Here is a 16454-nt window from a genome sequence, read left to right on the forward strand (position 1 = left end):
GCATGACTGACACCTCCGCCTTCCCCGACCTGTTCGACCTCGGGACGGACATCCACGACACCAAGGCGCCGGGCGGCCCGATCGAGCAGCGCTGGGACACCCGCAAGTTCAACGCGAGGCTGGTCAACCCGGCCAACCGCCGCAAGCTCAACGTGATCATCGTGGGCACCGGCCTGGCCGGCGCCGCGGCGGCCGCGTCGCTGGGCGAGCAGGGCTACAACGTCCAGACGTTCTGCTACCAGGACAGCCCGCGCCGGGCCCACTCGATCGCCGCCCAGGGCGGCATCAACGCCGCGAAGAACTACCGCAACGACGGCGACTCGATCTACCGGCTGTTCTACGACACGGTCAAGGGTGGCGACTTCCGCGCCCGCGAGTCGAACACCTACCGCCTCGCGCAGGTGTCGGCGAACATCATCGACCAGTGCGTCGCCCAGGGCGTCCCGTTCGCCCGCGAGTACGGCGGCCTGCTCGACAACCGCTCGTTCGGCGGCGTCCAGGTCTCGCGCACCTTCTACGCCCGTGGACAGACCGGCCAGCAGCTGCTGCTCGGTGCCTACCAGGCGCTCGAGCGCCAGGTCGCGGCCGGCACGGTGAAGAACTACGACCGCCACGAGATGCTCGACGTGATCCTGGTCGACGGCAAGGCCCGGGGCATCGTCACGCGCGACATGGTCACCGGCGCGATCGAGGCGCACACCGCCGACGTCGTCGTCCTGTGCACCGGCGGCTACGGCAACGTGTTCTTCCTGTCGACCAACGCGATGGGCTCGAACGTCACGGCCACCTGGCGCGCGCACCGCAAGGGCGCCTACTTCGGCAACCCGTGCTTCACGCAGATCCACCCGACCTGCATCCCGGTCTCCGGCGACTACCAGTCGAAGCTGACCCTGATGTCGGAGTCGCTGCGCAACGACGGACGCATCTGGGTGCCCAAGAACAAGGCCGACCTGGAGAAGGACCCGCGCGAGATCCCCGAGGCGGACCGCGACTACTTCCTGGAGCGTCGTTACCCCGCGTTCGGCAACCTCGTGCCCCGCGACATCGCCTCGCGGGCGGCCAAGACGGCGTGCGACGAGGGCTTCGGCGTCGGTCCCGGCGGCCTGGGCGTGTACCTGGACTTCGCCGACGCGATCGAGCGCATGGGCCGCAAGACGGTCGAGGCCAAGTACGGCAACCTCTTCGACATGTACGCCCGCATCACGGGCGAGGACCCGTACGAGACGGGCATGCGCGTCTACCCGGCCGTGCACTACGTCATGGGCGGCCTGTGGGTCGACTACGACCTGCAGACCACGATCCCGGGCCTGTACTGCGCCGGTGAGGCGAACTTCTCCGACCAGGGCGCCAACCGCCTGGGCGCCTCGGCGCTCATGCAGGGCCTCGCGGACGGCTACTTCGTCCTGCCGTCGACGCTGCCGGACTACCTGGCCGCCGGCCCGTTCGAGCCCATCGGCGACGACCACCCGGCCGTCGTCGAGGCGCTGCGCGAGGTCGAGGATCGCGTCCAGACGATGCTCAGCATCAACGGCACGCGCTCGGTCGACTCCATCCACAAGGAGCTCGGCCACATCATGTGGGAGTACTGCGGCATGGAGCGCACCGAGGAGGGTCTGCTCAAGGCCATCGGGCTCATCCGTGAGCTGAAGAACGAGTTCTGGACGAACGTGAAGGTCACGGGCGTCAACGAGGAGCTCAACCAGGCCCTCGAGCGCGCGGGTCGCGTCGCGGACTTCATCGAGCTCGGCGAGCTCATGTGCATCGACGCGCTCAACCGCGCCGAGTCCTGCGGCGGCCACTTCCGCGCCGAGAGCCAGACCGAGGAGGGCGAGGCCCTCCGACACGACGACGAGTACGCGTACGCCGCGGCCTGGGAGTTCGCCGGTGACAAGCCGGTCCTCCACAAGGAGCCGCTCACGTACGAGTACATCGAGATGAAGGCGAGGAGCTACAAGTGAGGATCTTCATTCGCGCCTGGCGCCAGAAGAACGCCGAGGCCGAGGGCAAGATGGTCACGTACGCCCTCGACGGCGTCAGCGAGCACATGTCCTTCCTGGAGATGCTCGACGTGCTCAACGAGCAGCTCACGTTCGAGGGCGAGGACCCGATCGCGTTCGACTCGGACTGCCGCGAGGGCATCTGCGGCATGTGCGGCATCGTGATCAACGGCCTGGCGCACGGTCCCGAGGTCACCACGACCTGCCAGCTGCACATGCGCAGCTTCAAGGACGGCGACCACATCGACATCGAGCCGTGGCGCGCCAAGGCGTTCCCGGTCATCAAGGACCTGGTCGTCGACCGCGGCGCGTTCGACCGCATCATCCAGGCCGGCGGCTACATCTCCGCGCCGACCGGCTCGGCCCCGGAGGCCAACGCGGCCCCCGTCGCCAAGCACGACGCGGACGACGCGTTCTCGGCCGCCACGTGCATCGCCTGCGGCGCCTGCGTCGCGGCCTGCCCGAACGGCTCGGCGATGCTGTTCACCGCCGCCAAGGTGACGCACCTGGGCCTGCTGCCGCAGGGCCAGCCCGAGCGCGACTCGCGCGTCATCAACATGGTGGCGCAGCACGACGCCGAGGGCTTCGGCGGCTGCACCAACATCGGTGAGTGCACGGCGTCCTGCCCCAAGGGCATCCCGCTGTCGACCATCGCGCGGCTCAACCGCGACCTGCTCGGCGCGCTCTCGCGCGGCGAGGCCTGACGGCTCGCACCACCCACGACGAGGCCCCCGACCGCTGCGGCGGACGGGGGCCTCGTCGCGTGCGCGGACGGGTGAGCAAGGGCACCGGCCCGCGACTTTAGTTAGCACAGGTAATGAACTATGCTAACTAAGTGCCTACCGATGCGCAGAAGCTCGCGACGTCCGTCGCCCGGCTGAACCGTCGACTGCGGCAGGAGCGCCACTCGGCGATGACCGCCACGCAGTTGTCGGTGCTGGGGACGGTGCGCCTCATGGGTCCCTGCACCCCGTCGCAGGTCGCCCACCGGGAGCGGGTCAGCCCGCCCTCGGTCACGCGGACGATCGGCTGCCTCGTCGACGACGGGCTGATCCTGCGGGAGCCGCACCCCGACGACGGCCGCCAGGTCCTGGTCCGGCTCTCGGACAAGGGCGAGGACGTCCTCGCCGAGGAGCGGGCCCGGCGCGACGCCTGGCTGGACCGGCGCATGCGCGACCTGTCCGCCGACGAGCGAGCCCTGCTGCGCAAGGCGTCCGTCCTGTTCGACCGTCTTTCCGAGAGCGAGTGATCCGTACGAGTCCCACCTTCAAGGCCCTGGCCGTCCCCAACTACCGCACCTACGCCGCCGGGGCGATCGTCTCCAACGTCGGCACGTGGATGCAGCGCGTCGCCCAGGACTGGCTGGTGCTGGTCCTCACCGGCAGCGGCACGGCCCTCGGCCTGGTGACCGGGCTCCAGCTCCTCCCCGCCCTGCTCTTCTCCCCGCTGGCCGGCGTCGTCGCCGACCGGTTCCCCAAGCGCCGCGTGCTCATGTGGACGCAGGTCGCGATGGCCGCCCCGGCCATCGTCCTCGGCGTCCTGGCCGTCACCGGCGTCGTGCAGACCTGGCACGTCTACGTCATCGCGTTCCTGTTCGGCGTCGCGACCGCCTTCGACGCGCCCGCCCGTCAGTCGTTCGTCGGCGAGATGGTGTCGCGCGACGACCTGCCCAACGCGGTCGGCCTCAACTCGGCCTCGTTCAACGCCGCCCGCATGATCGGCCCGGCCGTCGCCGGCCTGCTCATCGCCGCGCTCGGCTCGGGCGCCGCGGCCGCCGGCTGGGTGATCCTGGTCAACGGCCTGAGCTACTTCGCGGTGCTGTGGTCGATGACCCGCCTGGACGTCGACCAGCTGCGCCCGGCCCCGGTCTCGCAGCGCGGCAAGGGCGCCGTGCGCGACGGTGTGCGCTACGTCCGCTCGCGACCGGACCTCGTGCTGACCCTGGTCACCGTCTTCTTCGTCGGCACGTTCGGCATGAACTTCCAGATGACCAGCGCGCTCATGGCCACGGACGTGTTCGGCAAGGGGGCGGGGGAGTACGGCGTGCTCGGCTCGATCATGGCGATCGGCTCGCTGGCCGGCGCGCTGATCGCCGCCCGCCGGGCCAAGCCGCGGCTGCGGCTGGTCGTCGGCGCTGCGCTGGTGTTCGCGGTGCTCGAGATCGCCGCGGGACTCATGCCGACCTACACGACGTACGCGCTGATCCTGCCCTTCGTGGGCCTGAGCGCGCTGACCATGGTCACCGCGGCCAACGCCACGATCCAGATGACGTCGGACCCGGAGATGCGCGGACGCGTCGCCGCGCTGTACCTCATGGTCTTCATGGGCGGCGGCCCGATCGGCTCGCCGTTCATCGGCTGGGTCGGCGAGGAGATGGGCGGACGCTGGTCGTTGCTCGTCGGCGGCGGCATCGTGCTCGTGGCGGTCGGCCTCGCGGCGGCGCTGTACCTGCGCCAGCACGCGGTGACGCTGCGCTGGCGCCGTCCGGTCAGCCCGGCGGTGCTGGCGACGGGGCGCGAGCGGGCCGAGCAGGCCGCGTCGCTGGCGTCCTGAGGCCTCAGAGGTCGGCGAGGGCGGAGGCGCGGGCGGCGCGTCGCTCCTCGTCGTCGATGACGCCGCGGGCGTGCAGGTCGTCGATCTGGGCCAGCCGGTCCTCGAGCGATCGGGGCGGTTCGACCAGGCGGCTGGTGAGCACGCGGGAGTATGCGGTCGTCTGCAGCGTGAACGGGTCCAGCCCGTGGCGCCGGGCCTCGCGGAAGTTGCGCGCGATCACCCAGACGCAGCCGCCGAGCACGGCGGCCAGGAAGAGGATCCCGAGCAGCGTGAAGACCGTGTAGGTGATCGAGAACCCGGACATGCCACCACGGTAGTCGCGCGAGCCGCACGCGTCCGCGCGAACGTGCGGGCGGCGCCGGGCGCCCCTAGCGTCGGCGCATGCACGTCGAGCGCACCTTCACCGTCAGCCGCCCGGTCGACGAGGTCTTCGCCTACCTCGCCGACTTCGAGCACACCAACGAGTGGGACCCGGGCACCGTCCGCACCACCCGGACGTCGGGCGACGGCGGCGTCGGCACGACGTACGCCAACACGTCCGAGTTCATGGGCCGCACGACCGAGCTCACCTACGAGACGGTCGAGCACCGGCCGCCGACGCGCGTGGTCTTCCGGGGCACGAACAAGAGCGCGACGACGAAGGACACCTTGATGCTCACCGCGTCCGGCGCCGGCACGCAGGTCCACTACCGGGCCGACTTCCGGTTCAAGCCGGTGGTCCACCAGGTCGCCTCGGTCGTCCTGCGCGGCAAGCTGGACAAGCTCGCCGACGAGACGGTCGCCCAGCTCACGCGCGTGCTCGAGCGCCGCGTCGCCTGAGCGGCGGTCCCGCCCCGTGGACGAGCGGACCGACCCCCGGACCGAGGGATACCCTGGACGCATGACGACGTCGGCCGAGCGGATCCAGCACGCGGTCGAGCGTCTGACCCCCGACCTGGTCTCCCTGCGCCGCGACCTGCACGCCTATCCCGAGCTGTCGTGGCAGGAGGAGCGCACCACCGACGTGGTCGCGTCCTGGCTCGACAAGGCCTCGATCGGCCACGTCCGGCTCGGCGACAGCGGTCTCACCGCCGACATCGGTCCCGAGGACGCGCCCCTGGTCTGCCTGCGCGCCGACCTGGACGCACTGCCGCTCGAGGACACCACGAAGGACCCGTGGCGCTCGACCGTCCCCGGCGTCGCGCACGCCTGTGGCCACGACGTCCACGTGTCGGCGCTCGTCGGGGCCGCGCTCGCGCTCGCCGAGGTCGATGCCGAGACGCCGCTGCCGAACCGCGTCCGGCTGCTGTTCCAGCCCGCCGAGGAGGTCATGCCCGGCGGTGCCCTGCAGGTCATGGCGGCCGGTGCGCTGCGCGGCGTCACCCGCATCTTCGCCCTGCACTGCGACCCGTCCCTGGACGTCGGCCGCGTCGGCCTGCGCGAGGGACCGATCACCGGAGCGTCCGACCGCATCACGATCGCGCTCAGCGGCCGCGGCGGCCACACCTCGCGCCCGCACCTGACCGAGGACCTCACCTACGCGCTCGGCTCGCTCATCACCCAGCTGCCGGCGGCCCTGTCGCGCCGGTTCGACCCGCGGGCGGGCGCCAGCCTCGTGTGGGGCCAGGTGCGCTCGGGCGTCGCTGCCAACGTCATCCCGGCCAGCGGCGAGCTCAGCGGCACGCTGCGCATGCTCGACGCCAACGCCTGGCACCAGGCCGAGCACCTCGTGCGCGGGCTGATCAGCGACATCGTCAAGCCCTACGGGGTCAGCGCCGACGTGCACTACACGCGCGGCGTCCCGCCGGTGGTCAACGACTTCGGCGCCACGCAGCTGCTGCGCCAGGCCGTGGCCGACGCGCTGGGCCCGGCGGCGGTCGCCACGACGATGCAGTCGCTCGGCGGCGAGGACTTCGCCTGGTACGTCGAGTCGATCCCCGGAGCCATGGGCCGGCTGGGCACGCGGACGCCGGACGGCCCGACCTACGACCTGCACCAGGGCAACCTGCGGGTCGACGAGGCCGCCATCGGCGTCGGGGCGCGGGTCATGGCCTGCGCGGCCATCCAGGCGTGACGCCGACCGTCGATTGTTACAACTTGGTTGACCGTGCAAGGCCGGGGAACTCCGGAGGTTAGGGTGCCTCCTGGGGCCCGGGCGGGCCTCCGTCCTTGAGGAGGAAACATCTTGCGTCGTCTGACCAAAACCGCCGCCGTCGCCGGCGTGGTCGCACTCGTGCTCGCGGGTGCGGCGTGTTCCAAGAAGAGCGATGACTCCGCGTCCACCGAGACCGGTGGCGAGAACTGCGTCGAGAAGACCGACGACATGAAGGTCGGCATGGCCTTCGACGTCGGCGGCGAGGGCGACCAGTCGTTCAACGACTCCGCCGCGAAGGGCATGAAGCAGGCCGCCTGCGAGTTCGGCTTCGACTTCCAGACCGCCGAGGCGCAGGACGGCGAGGCCGAGTCGGCTCGCGAGGGTCGCCTGCAGGAGCTCGTCGACGCGGGCTACAACCCGGTCGTCGCGGTGGGCTTCGCCTACAGCGCGTCGGTCGGCAAGGTCGCCGCGGAGAACCCGGACGTCAGCTTCGCGATCGTCGACGACGCCGTCGAGGGCGACAACATCACCAACCTGCTGTTCGCCGAGGAGCAGGGCTCGTTCCTGGTCGGTGCGGCCGCGGCGCTCAAGAGCGAGACCGGCAACGTCGGCTTCGTCGGTGGTGTCGAGACCGAGCTCATCCAGAAGTTCGAGGCCGGCTTCATCGCCGGTGCCAAGGCGGTCAAGTCCGACATCAAGGTCCAGACCCGCTACCTGACGCAGCCGCCGGACTTCAGCGGCTTCGGTGACCCGGCCAAGGGCAAGACCGCGGCCGAGGGCATGTTCGACGCGGGCGCCGACATCGTCTACCACGCGGCCGGCGGCTCCGGCGGCGGCGTGTTCGAGGCGGCCAAGGCGGCCGACGGCTGGGCCATCGGTGTCGACTCCGACCAGGCGCTCACCGCCGACGACTCGGTCAAGGACATCATCCTGACCTCGATGGTCAAGAACATCGACGTCGCGGTGCACGAGTTCCTCAAGAGCGTCCACGACGGTGCGGTCAAGACCGGCGCGCAGGTGTACGACCTGGAGTCGAACGGCGTCGGCTACTCGACGACCGGCGATCACCTCAAGGACGTCGCCGACCAGCTCGAGGACTACAAGAAGCAGATCGTGGACGGCACCATCGAGGTCCCCACGAAGCCGTGATCCGGCTCTGACCCGGGCCCGGGGCGTCGCGTACCGTGACCCCCGGGCCCGGCTTTGTCCCTCGGCCCCGTCCGAGCCCCCGAGAGAGGAGAGTCGTGAGCGACTCCGTGACCGCGCCCCCGGGCGAGGTGGTCGTCCGACTGCGTGACATCGGCAAGACCTTCCCCGGCGTCGTGGCCAACCACGACGTCAACATCGACGTGCGTCGCGGCACCGTCCACGCCGTCGTCGGTGAGAACGGCGCCGGCAAGTCGACGCTCATGAAGATCCTCTACGGGGTCCAGAAGCCCGACTCCGGCACGATCGAGATCGGTGGCGAGCAGGTCAACCTGTCGTCGCCGGCCGACGCGATCGCCGCGGGCGTCGGCATGGTCTTCCAGCACTTCATGCTGGCCGACAACCTCACCGTGCTCGAGAACGTCGTCCTGGGTGCCGAGAAGCTGCACGGCATCGGCGACGGTGCGCGCCGCCGCGTCCTCGAGCTCGCCGGCACCTACGGCCTCGAGGTCGACCCCGACGTGCTCGTCGAGGAGCTCGGCGTCGGGGCCCGCCAGCGCGTGGAGATCCTCAAGGTCCTCTACCGCGGCGCGAAGGTGATCATCCTCGACGAGCCGACCGCCGTGCTCGTCCCGCAGGAGGTCGACGAGCTGTTCGACAACCTGCGCGAGCTCAAGGCCGAGGGCCTGGCCGTCCTGTTCATCTCGCACAAGCTCGACGAGGTGCTGTCGGTCGCCGACGAGGTCACCGTGGTCCGCCGCGGCACGACCGTCGACACCGTCCCCGCCGGGTCGGTCACGTCCCGCCAGCTGGCCGAGATGATGGTCGGCTCCGAGCTGCCCAGCCCGGCCACCGAGACGTCCACCGTCACCGACGTCGTCGTCCTGGACGTCCAGGACCTCACGCTCTACGCCCCGGGCAGCGAGCGCCGCCTGCTCGACGGCATCGACCTGACCATCCACCGGGGCGAGATCCTCGGCATCGCCGGTGTCGAGGGCAACGGCCAGGCCGAGCTCGTCGAGGCGATCATGGGCATGCGCCCCGGCGTCACCGGCCGCGTCACCCTCGGTGGCGACGACCTCACCGGACGCTCCACGCGCGAGCGCCGCGAGGCCGGCATCGGCTACGTCCCCGAGGACCGCCACCGCCACGGCCTGCTGCTGGACGCCCCGCTGTGGGAGAACCGCGTGCTGGGCCACCAGACCCGCCGCCCGGTCGTGAAGGGCCCGCTCGTCGACCGCGCCGGCGCCCGCACCGACACCCAGCGCATCGTCGAGGAGTACGACGTCCGCACCCCGGGCATCGACACGCTCGCCCGCGCCCTGTCCGGCGGCAACCAGCAGAAGCTCATCGTCGGACGCGAGATGTCCGGCGACCCGGTGCTGCTCATCGCCGCCCACCCGACCCGCGGCGTCGACGTCGGCGCCCAGGCGGCGATCTGGGGCCACATCAAGCGCGCCCGCCGCGACGGCCTGGCCGTGCTGCTGATCTCGGCCGACCTGGACGAGCTCATCGGCCTGTCCGACACCATCTCGGTGCTGCTGCGCGGTCGACTGGTCCGCAGCTTCGACCCCGAGCACGTGACCCCCGAGGACCTCGGCTCCGCGATGACCGGCGCCGCAGAAGGAGACAACCGATGAGCGAGCGCAGCGAGCGACCCGTTCAGAGCCTCACGGGCGGACTTCCGTACCCTGCGATCCTCACGGAGGTCTGCCAGTGAGCCCCCGCACCACCCGCGTCGTGCTCGCCGTCGGCGCGCCGGTGCTGGCCCTGGTGATGGCCTTCGTCATCACCAGCCTCGTGCTCCTCGCGGCCGGTGACTCCGTCGCCGACGTGTGGGCGCAGATCCTCAGCGTCCCCGGACACCGGGCGATCGTGAACATCATCAACGCCGCCACGGTGTACTACCTGTCGGCGATCGCGGTGGCCATCGGCTTCCGGATGAACCTGTTCAACATCGGCGTCGACGGCCAGTACCGCGTCGCGTCCTTCGCCGCGGCCGTGGTCGCCGGCGAGGGCTGGCTGCCGGGCTACCTCAACACGCTGCTCGCGGTCGTGGCCGCCGTGCTCGTCGGCGCCATGTGGGCCGGCATCGCCGGCCTGCTGCGCGTGACGCGCGGCGTCAGCGAGGTCATCTCCACGATCATGCTGAACGCGATCGCGACCGCGCTCGTGGCCTACCTGCTGCGCAAGGTCGCGGTCGATGACGGCGGCAACAACACGGCCACCAAGCAGGTGCCCGAGGGCAGCCGCGTCCCGGGCATCCAGATCTTCGACGACGTCACGGTCAAGGTCTACGGCTTCGTGTTCCTGGCCGCGCTGGTCGGCTTCGTCTACTGGTTCGTGCTGTCCAAGACCCGCTTCGGCTTCGACCTGCGGGCCACCGGACGCTCGGAGACCGCGGCCGTGGCCAGCGGCATCAGCGTCAAGAAGATGATCGTCGTCTCGATGCTGCTCTCCGGCGGCGCGGCCGGCCTGGTCGGCCTGCCGCTGCTGTTCGGCAACGACTACTCCTACGGCTCGACGTTCCAGTCCGGTCTCGGCTTCGCCGGCATCGCCATCGCGCTGCTGGGCCGCAACCACCCGATCGGCATCGCGCTCGGAGCGCTGCTGTTCGCGTTCCTCGACGAGCAGTCCAACAGCCTGCAGATCGTCGTGGGCGTCTCGCCCGACATCGTCAAGATCACGCAGGGCGTCATCGTCCTCACGGTCGTCATCGCCTACGAGGTCGTGCGCCGCTACCGCGTCCGCCTCGAGCAGCGTCAGGTGGCGGCCGCCCTGGACGAGCCGGCCACGATCGAGGAGGCCAAGGCATGACCGTGCCCACCGACCTGACCACGTCCCCGAAGCCCCGTGACGGACGCCGTCGCGTCACGCCGGCGAAGGTCATGCTGGTCCTCTTCGGCCTCGTCGTGCTGCTGGCGACGCTCCGCGTCCTCACCGGCGCCGACGACCTCGCGTCGTCCGGCACGCTGCGGGCCACCCTCGTCGCCGCCGTGCCGATCGGCCTCGCCGGCCTGGCCGGCCTGTGGTCCGAGCGCGCGGGCATCGTGAACATCGGCCTCGAGGGCATGATGATCCTGGGCACGTTCGGCGCCGGCTACTTCGGCTACTTCTACGGACCCTGGCAGGGCGTGCTCGGCGCGATCCTGTTCGGCGCCCTGGGTGGCCTCATCCACGCGCTGGCGACCGTCACGTTCGGCGTCGACCACATCGTGTCCGGCGTCGCGATCAACATCATCGCCGCCGGCGCCGTGCAGTACCTCGCGGCGCTGTCGTTCACCGGCGTCAAGGGCGGCGGCCAGACCCAGTCGCCGCCGATCGACTCCTTGCCGGCGATCTCGATCGACGCGCTGTCGGACCCGCTCGGCGACCTCGAGGCCAAGAACTGGTTCATCATCTCCGACGCTGCCGCGCTGCTGCGGGCGCTGGTGACGAACCTGTCGGTGCTGACGATCATCGCGCTGCTGCTGTTCGTCCTGACCTGGTACGTCCTGTGGCGCACCAGCTTCGGCCTGCGCCTGCGGTCGGTGGGCGAGAGCCCGGCGTCCGCGGAGTCGCTCGGCGTCGACGTCATCCGCTACAAGTTCGTGGCCGTGCTGATCTCCGGCGGCATCGCCGGCCTGGCCGGCGGGTTCCTGGCCCTGGTCGCGTCGAGCACGTTCCGTGAGGGCCAGACCGGTGGCCGCGGCTACATCGGCCTCGCGGCGATGATCTTCGGCAACTGGCGTCCCGGCGGCCTGCTCGCCGGCGCCGGCCTGTTCGGCTACACCGACACGCTGCGTCTGCGCGGCGGCGGCGAGAGCATCCACGGTCTGCTGCTGCTCGTGGCGGTCCTGCTGGTCGGCCTGGCCGTCTGGCAGTGGCGCAAGGCCGCGCGCACCGCGGCGATCGTGAGCGCCGTGCTCGGCGTCCTCGTCGCGCTGTGGTTCCTGCTGAGCGACTCGATCCCCGAGGACCTCACCGGCATGACGCCGTACGTGACGACGCTGCTCGTCCTCGCGCTCGCGTCGCAACGGCTCCGGCCACCGGCCGCCGCCGGGCAGACGTACCGCAAGGGCAGCGCCGGATGATCGGCATCGACGGCCCCGACGACCCGATCGACTGGGAGTCGCTGACCCGCTACGCCACCCAGGTCATGGAGCGGGCGTACGCGCCCTACTCCGGCTACGCGGTCGGCGTCGCGGGACTCGTCGACGACGGACGCGTCGTGCTCGGCTGCAACGTCGAGAACGCCGCGTACGGCGTCGCCCTCTGCGCCGAGTGCGGCATGGTCTCGGCCCTGCACGCGACCGGCGGCGGGCGGCTCCTGGCCGTCGCGTGCGTCGACGCGCGCGGCCAGGCGCTCATGCCGTGCGGCCGCTGCCGCCAGCTCCTGTGGGAGAACGGCGGCCCGACCATGCAGCTGCAGACCCCCTCGGGCATCAAGACGATGGCCGAGGTGCTGCCCGACGCCTTCGACGACACCGACCTGAAGACGCTCCAGAAGGACCAGTGACGCTCATCTCTTCCCCGCTCGACCTGACCGACCCGGCCTTCGTGGCCGATCCCTACCCGCTGCTCGCGCAGCTGCGCGCGTCCGCCCCGATGGTGCGTGACGAGGCCGGCGGACGCTGGCTGGCCACCACGCACGGCAGCGTCAGCGCGGTGCTGCGCGACCGCCGCCTGGGCCGGCTCTGGACCGACTGGGAGCCGGTCGAGCAGATGGAGCCGTTCAACACGCTCCACCGCAACCAGCTCATGGAGAACGAGCCGCCGGCGCACACCCGCATGCGGCGCCTGCTGGCCGGCGCGTTCGGTCGCGGCCACGTCGAGCGCATGCGCCCGCGCATCGAGACGCTCGCCGCCGAGATTCTCGACGCGTACGCGCCGGGCGACACGATCGACGTCCTGGCCGCGTACGCCGAGCCGATGCCGGTGTTCGTCATCGCCGACCTGCTGGGCGTCCCGCGGGCTGACCACGCGCTGCTGCGCGAGTGGAGTCAGGGCATCGTCCACATGTACGAGCAGGGCGTCGGCGAGGACGTGAAGGCCGAGGCGGTGCGCTCGAGCACGCTGTTCGCCGAGTACGTCCGCGAGGTCATCGCCGAGCGCAAGGCCGCGCTCGACGCCGGCCACCCCGGCGACGACCTCGTCACCGACCTCATCCGCGAGCGTGACGGCAGCGGCAAGCTGGACGACGAGGAGCTCGTCGCCACGGTCGTGCTGCTGCTCAACGCCGGCCACGAGGCCTCGGTCAACACCTTCGGGAACGGCCTGCACGCGCTGCTGTCGCACCGGGACCAGCTCGAGCGGGTCACGTCCGGCGAGGTGCCGGTCGAGACCGCGCTGGAGGAGCTCATCCGCTTCGACGCGCCGCTGCAACTGTTCGAGCGCACCGCCACGGTCGACCTGGAGGTCGCCGGCCAGGCCGTTGCCCAGGGCGAGAAGGTGGCCTGCCTCATGGGGTCGGCGAACCGTGACGCGGCCGTCTTCGAGCGTCCGGACGCCTTCGACGTCGCTCGCGACCCGAACCCGCACGTCGGCTTCGGCATGGGCCTGCACTTCTGCCTGGGCGCCCCGCTGGCGCGCCTGGAGCTGGGCATCACCCTGCGCCTGCTGCTCGACCGGTTCCCGACCCTGTCCCTGGCCGGCGAGGCCCCACGTCGTCCCACCTGGGTGCTGCGCGGCTACGAGAAGATCGAGGTTGTCCTGTGAACGAGCGCAGCGAGCGAACGACCGAGTCCACCACGTGCGGGCTTCCGTACCGTGCCCTTCTTCAGGAGGTCCGCTCGTGAACACCGCTGCTCCGCACGACGCCCCCGAGGTCATCATGGCCAAGCGCGACGGCCACGCCCTCAGCGACAGCCAGATCGACTGGGTCGTCGACGCCTTCACCCGCGGCGACGTCGTCCCCGAGCAGATGTCCGCGCTGGCCATGGCCATCCTGCTCAACGGCATGGACCGTCGCGAGATCTCGCGCTGGACGAACGCCATGATCGCCAGCGGCGAGCGCATGGACTTCTCGTCGCTGTCGTGGCCGACGGCCGACAAGCACTCCACCGGCGGCGTCGGCGACATGATCACGCTGCCTCTGGCCCCGCTCGTCGCGGCGTGCGGCGTCGCCGTCCCGCAGCTGTCGGGCCGCGGCCTCGGCCACACCGGCGGCACGCTCGACAAGCTCGAGTCCATCCCCGGCTGGCAGGCGTCGCTCTCCAACGAGGCGATGCTCGCGCAGCTCGAGGACGTCGGCGCCGTCATCTGCGCCGCCGGCGCGGGCCTGGCCCCGGCCGACAAGAAGCTGTACGCCCTGCGCGACGTCACGGGCACCGTCGAGGCCATCCCGCTCATCGCCAGCTCGATCATGAGCAAGAAGATCGCCGAGGGCACCGGCGCGCTCGTCCTGGACGTGAAGGTCGGCTCCGGCGCCTTCATGAAGGACATCGACCGCGCCCGCGAGCTGGCCGAGACGATGGTCGCGCTCGGGAAGGACGCGGGGGTCAACACCGTCGCGCTGCTCACCGACATGGCCACCCCGCTCGGGGTGGCCGCCGGCAACGCGCTCGAGGTCGCCGAGGCGGTCGACGTGCTCGCCGGCGGAGGCCCCGCGGACGTCGTGGAGCTGACCCTGGCGCTGGCCCGCGAGATGCTCGCCGCCGCCGGACGCAGCGACGTCGACCCCGCCGACGCGCTGGCCGACGGCCGGGCGATGGACGTGTGGCGACGCATGATCGCCGCCCAGGGCGGCGACCCCGACGGCGCCCTGCCGCAGGCCCGCGAGACGCACGTCGTCACCGCGCCGACCGGCGGCACGCTGCAGCGCCTGGACGCGTACGACGTCGGCATCGCCGCCTGGCGCCTGGGTGCCGGCCGCTCCAAGCCCGGCGAGCAGCTCGACCTCGGCGCCGGCGTGACGCTGCACGCCAAGCCCGGCGACGTGGTGGCCGCCGGCCAGCCGCTCATGACGCTGCACGCCGACCGTCCCGAGCGCTTCGACCGCGCGCTCGCCGCGCTCGAGGGATCGTTCGACCTGGGCGACGAGCCGTTCGAGCGCACCGACGTCGTCCTCGGCCGCGTCGACTGACCGCCGCCCCGCCGGTCCGTGCCGTCACCGCGGGACGGACCGGCGGGACTTAGGGTGTGGACCATGCGTGTGCTGAACGACCGGGACGAGATCAAGGCCGCCGAGGGGACCGAGCTCGGCGTCAGCACCTGGCTGGAGATCTCCCAGGAGCGCATCGACATGTTCGCCGACGCGACCGGCGACCACCAGTGGATCCACGTCGACCCGCACAAGGCCGCCACCGGCCCGTTCGGCGCGACCGTGGCCCACGGCTACCTCACCCTCTCGCTCATCCCGTTCCTCGGTGCCCAGGCGTTCGCCTTCGCGGGGGAGACCGCCCGCGTCAACTACGGCCTGGACCGGGTGCGCTTCATGTCGCCCGTGCGGGTCGGCTCGCGCATCCGCGACCGGGTCGTGCTGAGCAAGGTCAACGAGATCGAGCGCGGCCAGCAGGTGCAGCTCACCCACACGATCGAGATCGAGGGGGTCGAGAAACCGGCCTGCGTGGCGGAGGCGATCGTCCTTCTGATGGACTCCTGACATGACGACCCCCGCCACCGCCGACCAGATCCGCCGCGCCCCGAAGGTCGCGCTCCACGAGCACCTCGACGGAGGCGTCCGTCCGGCCACCGTCGCCGAGATCGCCGCCGAGATCGGCCACCAGCTCCCCGCCCAGGGCGGCGAGGCCCTCGGCACCTGGTTCGCCGAGGCCGCCAACAGCGGCTCGCTGCCGCGCTACCTCGAGACGTTCGCCCACACGACCGCCGTCATGCAGACCCGCGAGCACCTCGCGCGGGTCGCCCACGAGTCGGTCGTGGACCTCGCGGCCGACGGCGTGGTCTACGCCGAGCTGCGCTGGGCCCCCGAGCAGCACCTCGAGCGCGGCCTGTCGCTCACCGAGGCCGTCGACGCGGTGCAGCACGGCATCGCGTCCGGCATCGCCGCCGCGGCCGCGGACGGTCGCGAGATCGTCGTTGGCCAGCTGCTCACCGCGATGCGCCACGCCGACCGCGGCCTGGAGATCGCCGAGCTGGTCGTCGACCACCGCGACCGCGGCGTGTCCGGCTTCGACATCGCCGGGGCCGAGGACGGCTTCCCGCCGATCCTGCACCTGGAGGCGTTCGAGTACCTGCGCCGCGAGAACGCCCACTTCACGATCCACGCCGGCGAGGCGTTCGGCCTGCCGTCGATCTGGCAGGCGATCCAGCGCTGCGGCGCCGAGCGGCTGGGCCACGGCGTCCGCATCGTCGACGACATCGACTTCGACGCCCCCGGCGGTCCGCGCCTGGGCCGGCTCGCCTCGTACGTCCGCGACCGTCGCATCCCGCTGGAGATGTGCCCGTCGTCGAACCTGCAGACCCACGCCGTGCCCGGCATGACGTCCATCGCCGACCACCCGATCGGCCCGCTCAAGGAGCTCGGCTTCCGGGTGACGGTGAACTGCGACAACCGGCTCATGAGCGGCACCTCGATGACCCGCGAGATGCAGCTGCTCGTGGACGCCTTCGGCTACGGCCTGGACGACCTGCGCTGGTTCACGGTCAACGCGATGAAGAGCGCGTTCCTGCCCTTCGACCAGCGGATCGACCTCATCGAGCGGGTCATCAAGCCCGCCTACGCAGCGCTGCAGGACTGACCGGGA

Annotated in this window: 16 protein-coding genes; 15 read left to right on the forward strand and 1 reads right to left on the reverse strand. The window is 71.3% G+C overall.

Going from position 1 to position 16454, the window contains the following annotated elements; translation table 11 throughout:
• The first annotated feature begins 2 nt into the window (after positions 1 to 2).
• The 4 genes from E0W78_RS10965 (at position 3) to E0W78_RS10980 (ending at position 4550) form a co-directional block, all read left to right on the forward strand.
• On the forward strand, positions 3 to 1958 hold the full coding sequence (locus E0W78_RS10965; RefSeq protein ID WP_131403995.1) for a fumarate reductase/succinate dehydrogenase flavoprotein subunit: 1956 nt from the start codon (positions 3 to 5) through the stop codon (positions 1956 to 1958).
• Positions 1955 to 2701, forward strand: coding sequence for a succinate dehydrogenase/fumarate reductase iron-sulfur subunit (locus E0W78_RS10970; RefSeq protein ID WP_019143512.1), 747 nt, complete (start codon positions 1955 to 1957; stop codon positions 2699 to 2701). Before E0W78_RS10965 ends, E0W78_RS10970 begins: the two co-directional genes overlap by 4 nt.
• A 131-nt stretch (positions 2702 to 2832) precedes the next feature.
• Positions 2833 to 3246, forward strand: a complete 414-nt coding sequence (locus E0W78_RS10975) for a MarR family transcriptional regulator (protein ID WP_131403996.1) — start codon at positions 2833 to 2835, stop codon at positions 3244 to 3246.
• A complete protein-coding gene (locus tag E0W78_RS10980; RefSeq protein WP_242686315.1) occupies positions 3243 to 4550 on the forward strand; it encodes an MFS transporter in 1308 nt (435 codons plus the stop codon). Before E0W78_RS10975 ends, E0W78_RS10980 begins: the two co-directional genes overlap by 4 nt.
• A 4-nt stretch (positions 4551 to 4554) precedes the next feature.
• Here the strand turns inward: E0W78_RS10980 and E0W78_RS10985 are convergent, their stop codons facing one another.
• Positions 4555 to 4854 (reverse strand): hypothetical protein, encoded by a 300-nt coding sequence (locus tag E0W78_RS10985; protein WP_131403997.1) that lies wholly within the window; start codon positions 4852 to 4854, stop codon positions 4555 to 4557.
• A gap of 77 nt (positions 4855 to 4931) precedes the next feature.
• Here E0W78_RS10985 and E0W78_RS10990 point away from each other — a divergent pair, with 77 nt between their 5' ends.
• The 11 genes from E0W78_RS10990 (at position 4932) to E0W78_RS11040 (ending at position 16448) form a co-directional block, all read left to right on the forward strand.
• Positions 4932 to 5369: an SRPBCC family protein gene (locus tag E0W78_RS10990; RefSeq protein WP_131403998.1), complete on the forward strand. Its 438-nt coding sequence runs from the start codon at positions 4932 to 4934 to the stop codon at positions 5367 to 5369.
• A gap of 61 nt (positions 5370 to 5430) precedes the next feature.
• The gene (locus E0W78_RS10995; RefSeq protein ID WP_131403999.1) at positions 5431 to 6603 is read left to right on the forward strand and encodes an amidohydrolase; all 1173 of its coding nucleotides are present in this window, start codon (positions 5431 to 5433) and stop codon (positions 6601 to 6603) included.
• A 111-nt stretch (positions 6604 to 6714) separates the two neighbouring features.
• Positions 6715 to 7773 carry a BMP family ABC transporter substrate-binding protein gene (locus tag E0W78_RS11000; RefSeq protein WP_207392722.1) on the forward strand — a complete coding sequence of 353 codons (1059 nt, stop codon included), beginning with the start codon at positions 6715 to 6717 and terminating at the stop codon, positions 7771 to 7773.
• Between the two features lie 95 nt (positions 7774 to 7868).
• Entirely contained in the window at positions 7869 to 9410 is a 1542-nt protein-coding gene (locus E0W78_RS11005; RefSeq protein ID WP_242686316.1) for an ABC transporter ATP-binding protein, read from the forward strand.
• A gap of 76 nt (positions 9411 to 9486) precedes the next feature.
• Positions 9487 to 10587: an ABC transporter permease gene (locus E0W78_RS11010; protein WP_242686317.1), complete on the forward strand. Its 1101-nt coding sequence runs from the start codon at positions 9487 to 9489 to the stop codon at positions 10585 to 10587.
• Positions 10584 to 11843, forward strand: coding sequence for an ABC transporter permease (locus tag E0W78_RS11015; protein ID WP_131404000.1), 1260 nt, complete (start codon positions 10584 to 10586; stop codon positions 11841 to 11843). Before E0W78_RS11010 ends, E0W78_RS11015 begins: the two co-directional genes overlap by 4 nt.
• Positions 11840 to 12268, forward strand: coding sequence for a cytidine deaminase (locus E0W78_RS11020; RefSeq protein ID WP_131404001.1), 429 nt, complete (start codon positions 11840 to 11842; stop codon positions 12266 to 12268). The genes E0W78_RS11015 and E0W78_RS11020 overlap by 4 nt, the downstream gene beginning before the upstream one ends.
• Positions 12265 to 13467 (forward strand): cytochrome P450, encoded by a 1203-nt coding sequence (locus tag E0W78_RS11025; protein WP_242686318.1) that lies wholly within the window; start codon positions 12265 to 12267, stop codon positions 13465 to 13467. The genes E0W78_RS11020 and E0W78_RS11025 overlap by 4 nt, the downstream gene beginning before the upstream one ends.
• A gap of 76 nt (positions 13468 to 13543) precedes the next feature.
• Positions 13544 to 14833 carry a thymidine phosphorylase gene (locus tag E0W78_RS11030; RefSeq protein WP_278249432.1) on the forward strand — a complete coding sequence of 430 codons (1290 nt, stop codon included), beginning with the start codon at positions 13544 to 13546 and terminating at the stop codon, positions 14831 to 14833.
• A 63-nt stretch (positions 14834 to 14896) separates the two neighbouring features.
• The gene (locus tag E0W78_RS11035; protein ID WP_019143497.1) at positions 14897 to 15352 is read left to right on the forward strand and encodes a MaoC family dehydratase; all 456 of its coding nucleotides are present in this window, start codon (positions 14897 to 14899) and stop codon (positions 15350 to 15352) included.
• Between the two features lies 1 nt (position 15353).
• Positions 15354 to 16448 (forward strand): adenosine deaminase, encoded by a 1095-nt coding sequence (locus E0W78_RS11040; RefSeq protein WP_131404002.1) that lies wholly within the window; start codon positions 15354 to 15356, stop codon positions 16446 to 16448.
• Positions 16449 to 16454 lie beyond the last annotated feature (6 nt).

This window comes from Aeromicrobium sp. IC_218 (assembly GCF_004336805.1).
Classification (GTDB): domain Bacteria; phylum Actinomycetota; class Actinomycetes; order Propionibacteriales; family Nocardioidaceae; genus Aeromicrobium.

Bases quoted from the DNA above. Each gene is read 5' to 3' on its own strand.
- E0W78_RS10965 (WP_131403995.1), top strand. From the start codon at position 3: ATGACTGACACCTCCGCCTTCCCCGACCTGTTCGACCTCGGGACGGAC.
- E0W78_RS10985 (WP_131403997.1), bottom strand. From the start codon at position 4,854: ATGTCCGGGTTCTCGATCACCTACACGGTCTTCACGCTGCTCGGGATC.
- E0W78_RS10990 (WP_131403998.1), top strand. From the start codon at position 4,932: ATGCACGTCGAGCGCACCTTCACCGTCAGCCGCCCGGTCGACGAGGTC.
- E0W78_RS10995 (WP_131403999.1), top strand. From the start codon at position 5,431: ATGACGACGTCGGCCGAGCGGATCCAGCACGCGGTCGAGCGTCTGACC.
- E0W78_RS11015 (WP_131404000.1), top strand. From the start codon at position 10,584: ATGACCGTGCCCACCGACCTGACCACGTCCCCGAAGCCCCGTGACGGA.
- E0W78_RS11020 (WP_131404001.1), top strand. From the start codon at position 11,840: ATGATCGGCATCGACGGCCCCGACGACCCGATCGACTGGGAGTCGCTG.
- E0W78_RS11035 (WP_019143497.1), top strand. From the start codon at position 14,897: ATGCGTGTGCTGAACGACCGGGACGAGATCAAGGCCGCCGAGGGGACC.
- E0W78_RS11040 (WP_131404002.1), top strand. From the start codon at position 15,354: ATGACGACCCCCGCCACCGCCGACCAGATCCGCCGCGCCCCGAAGGTC.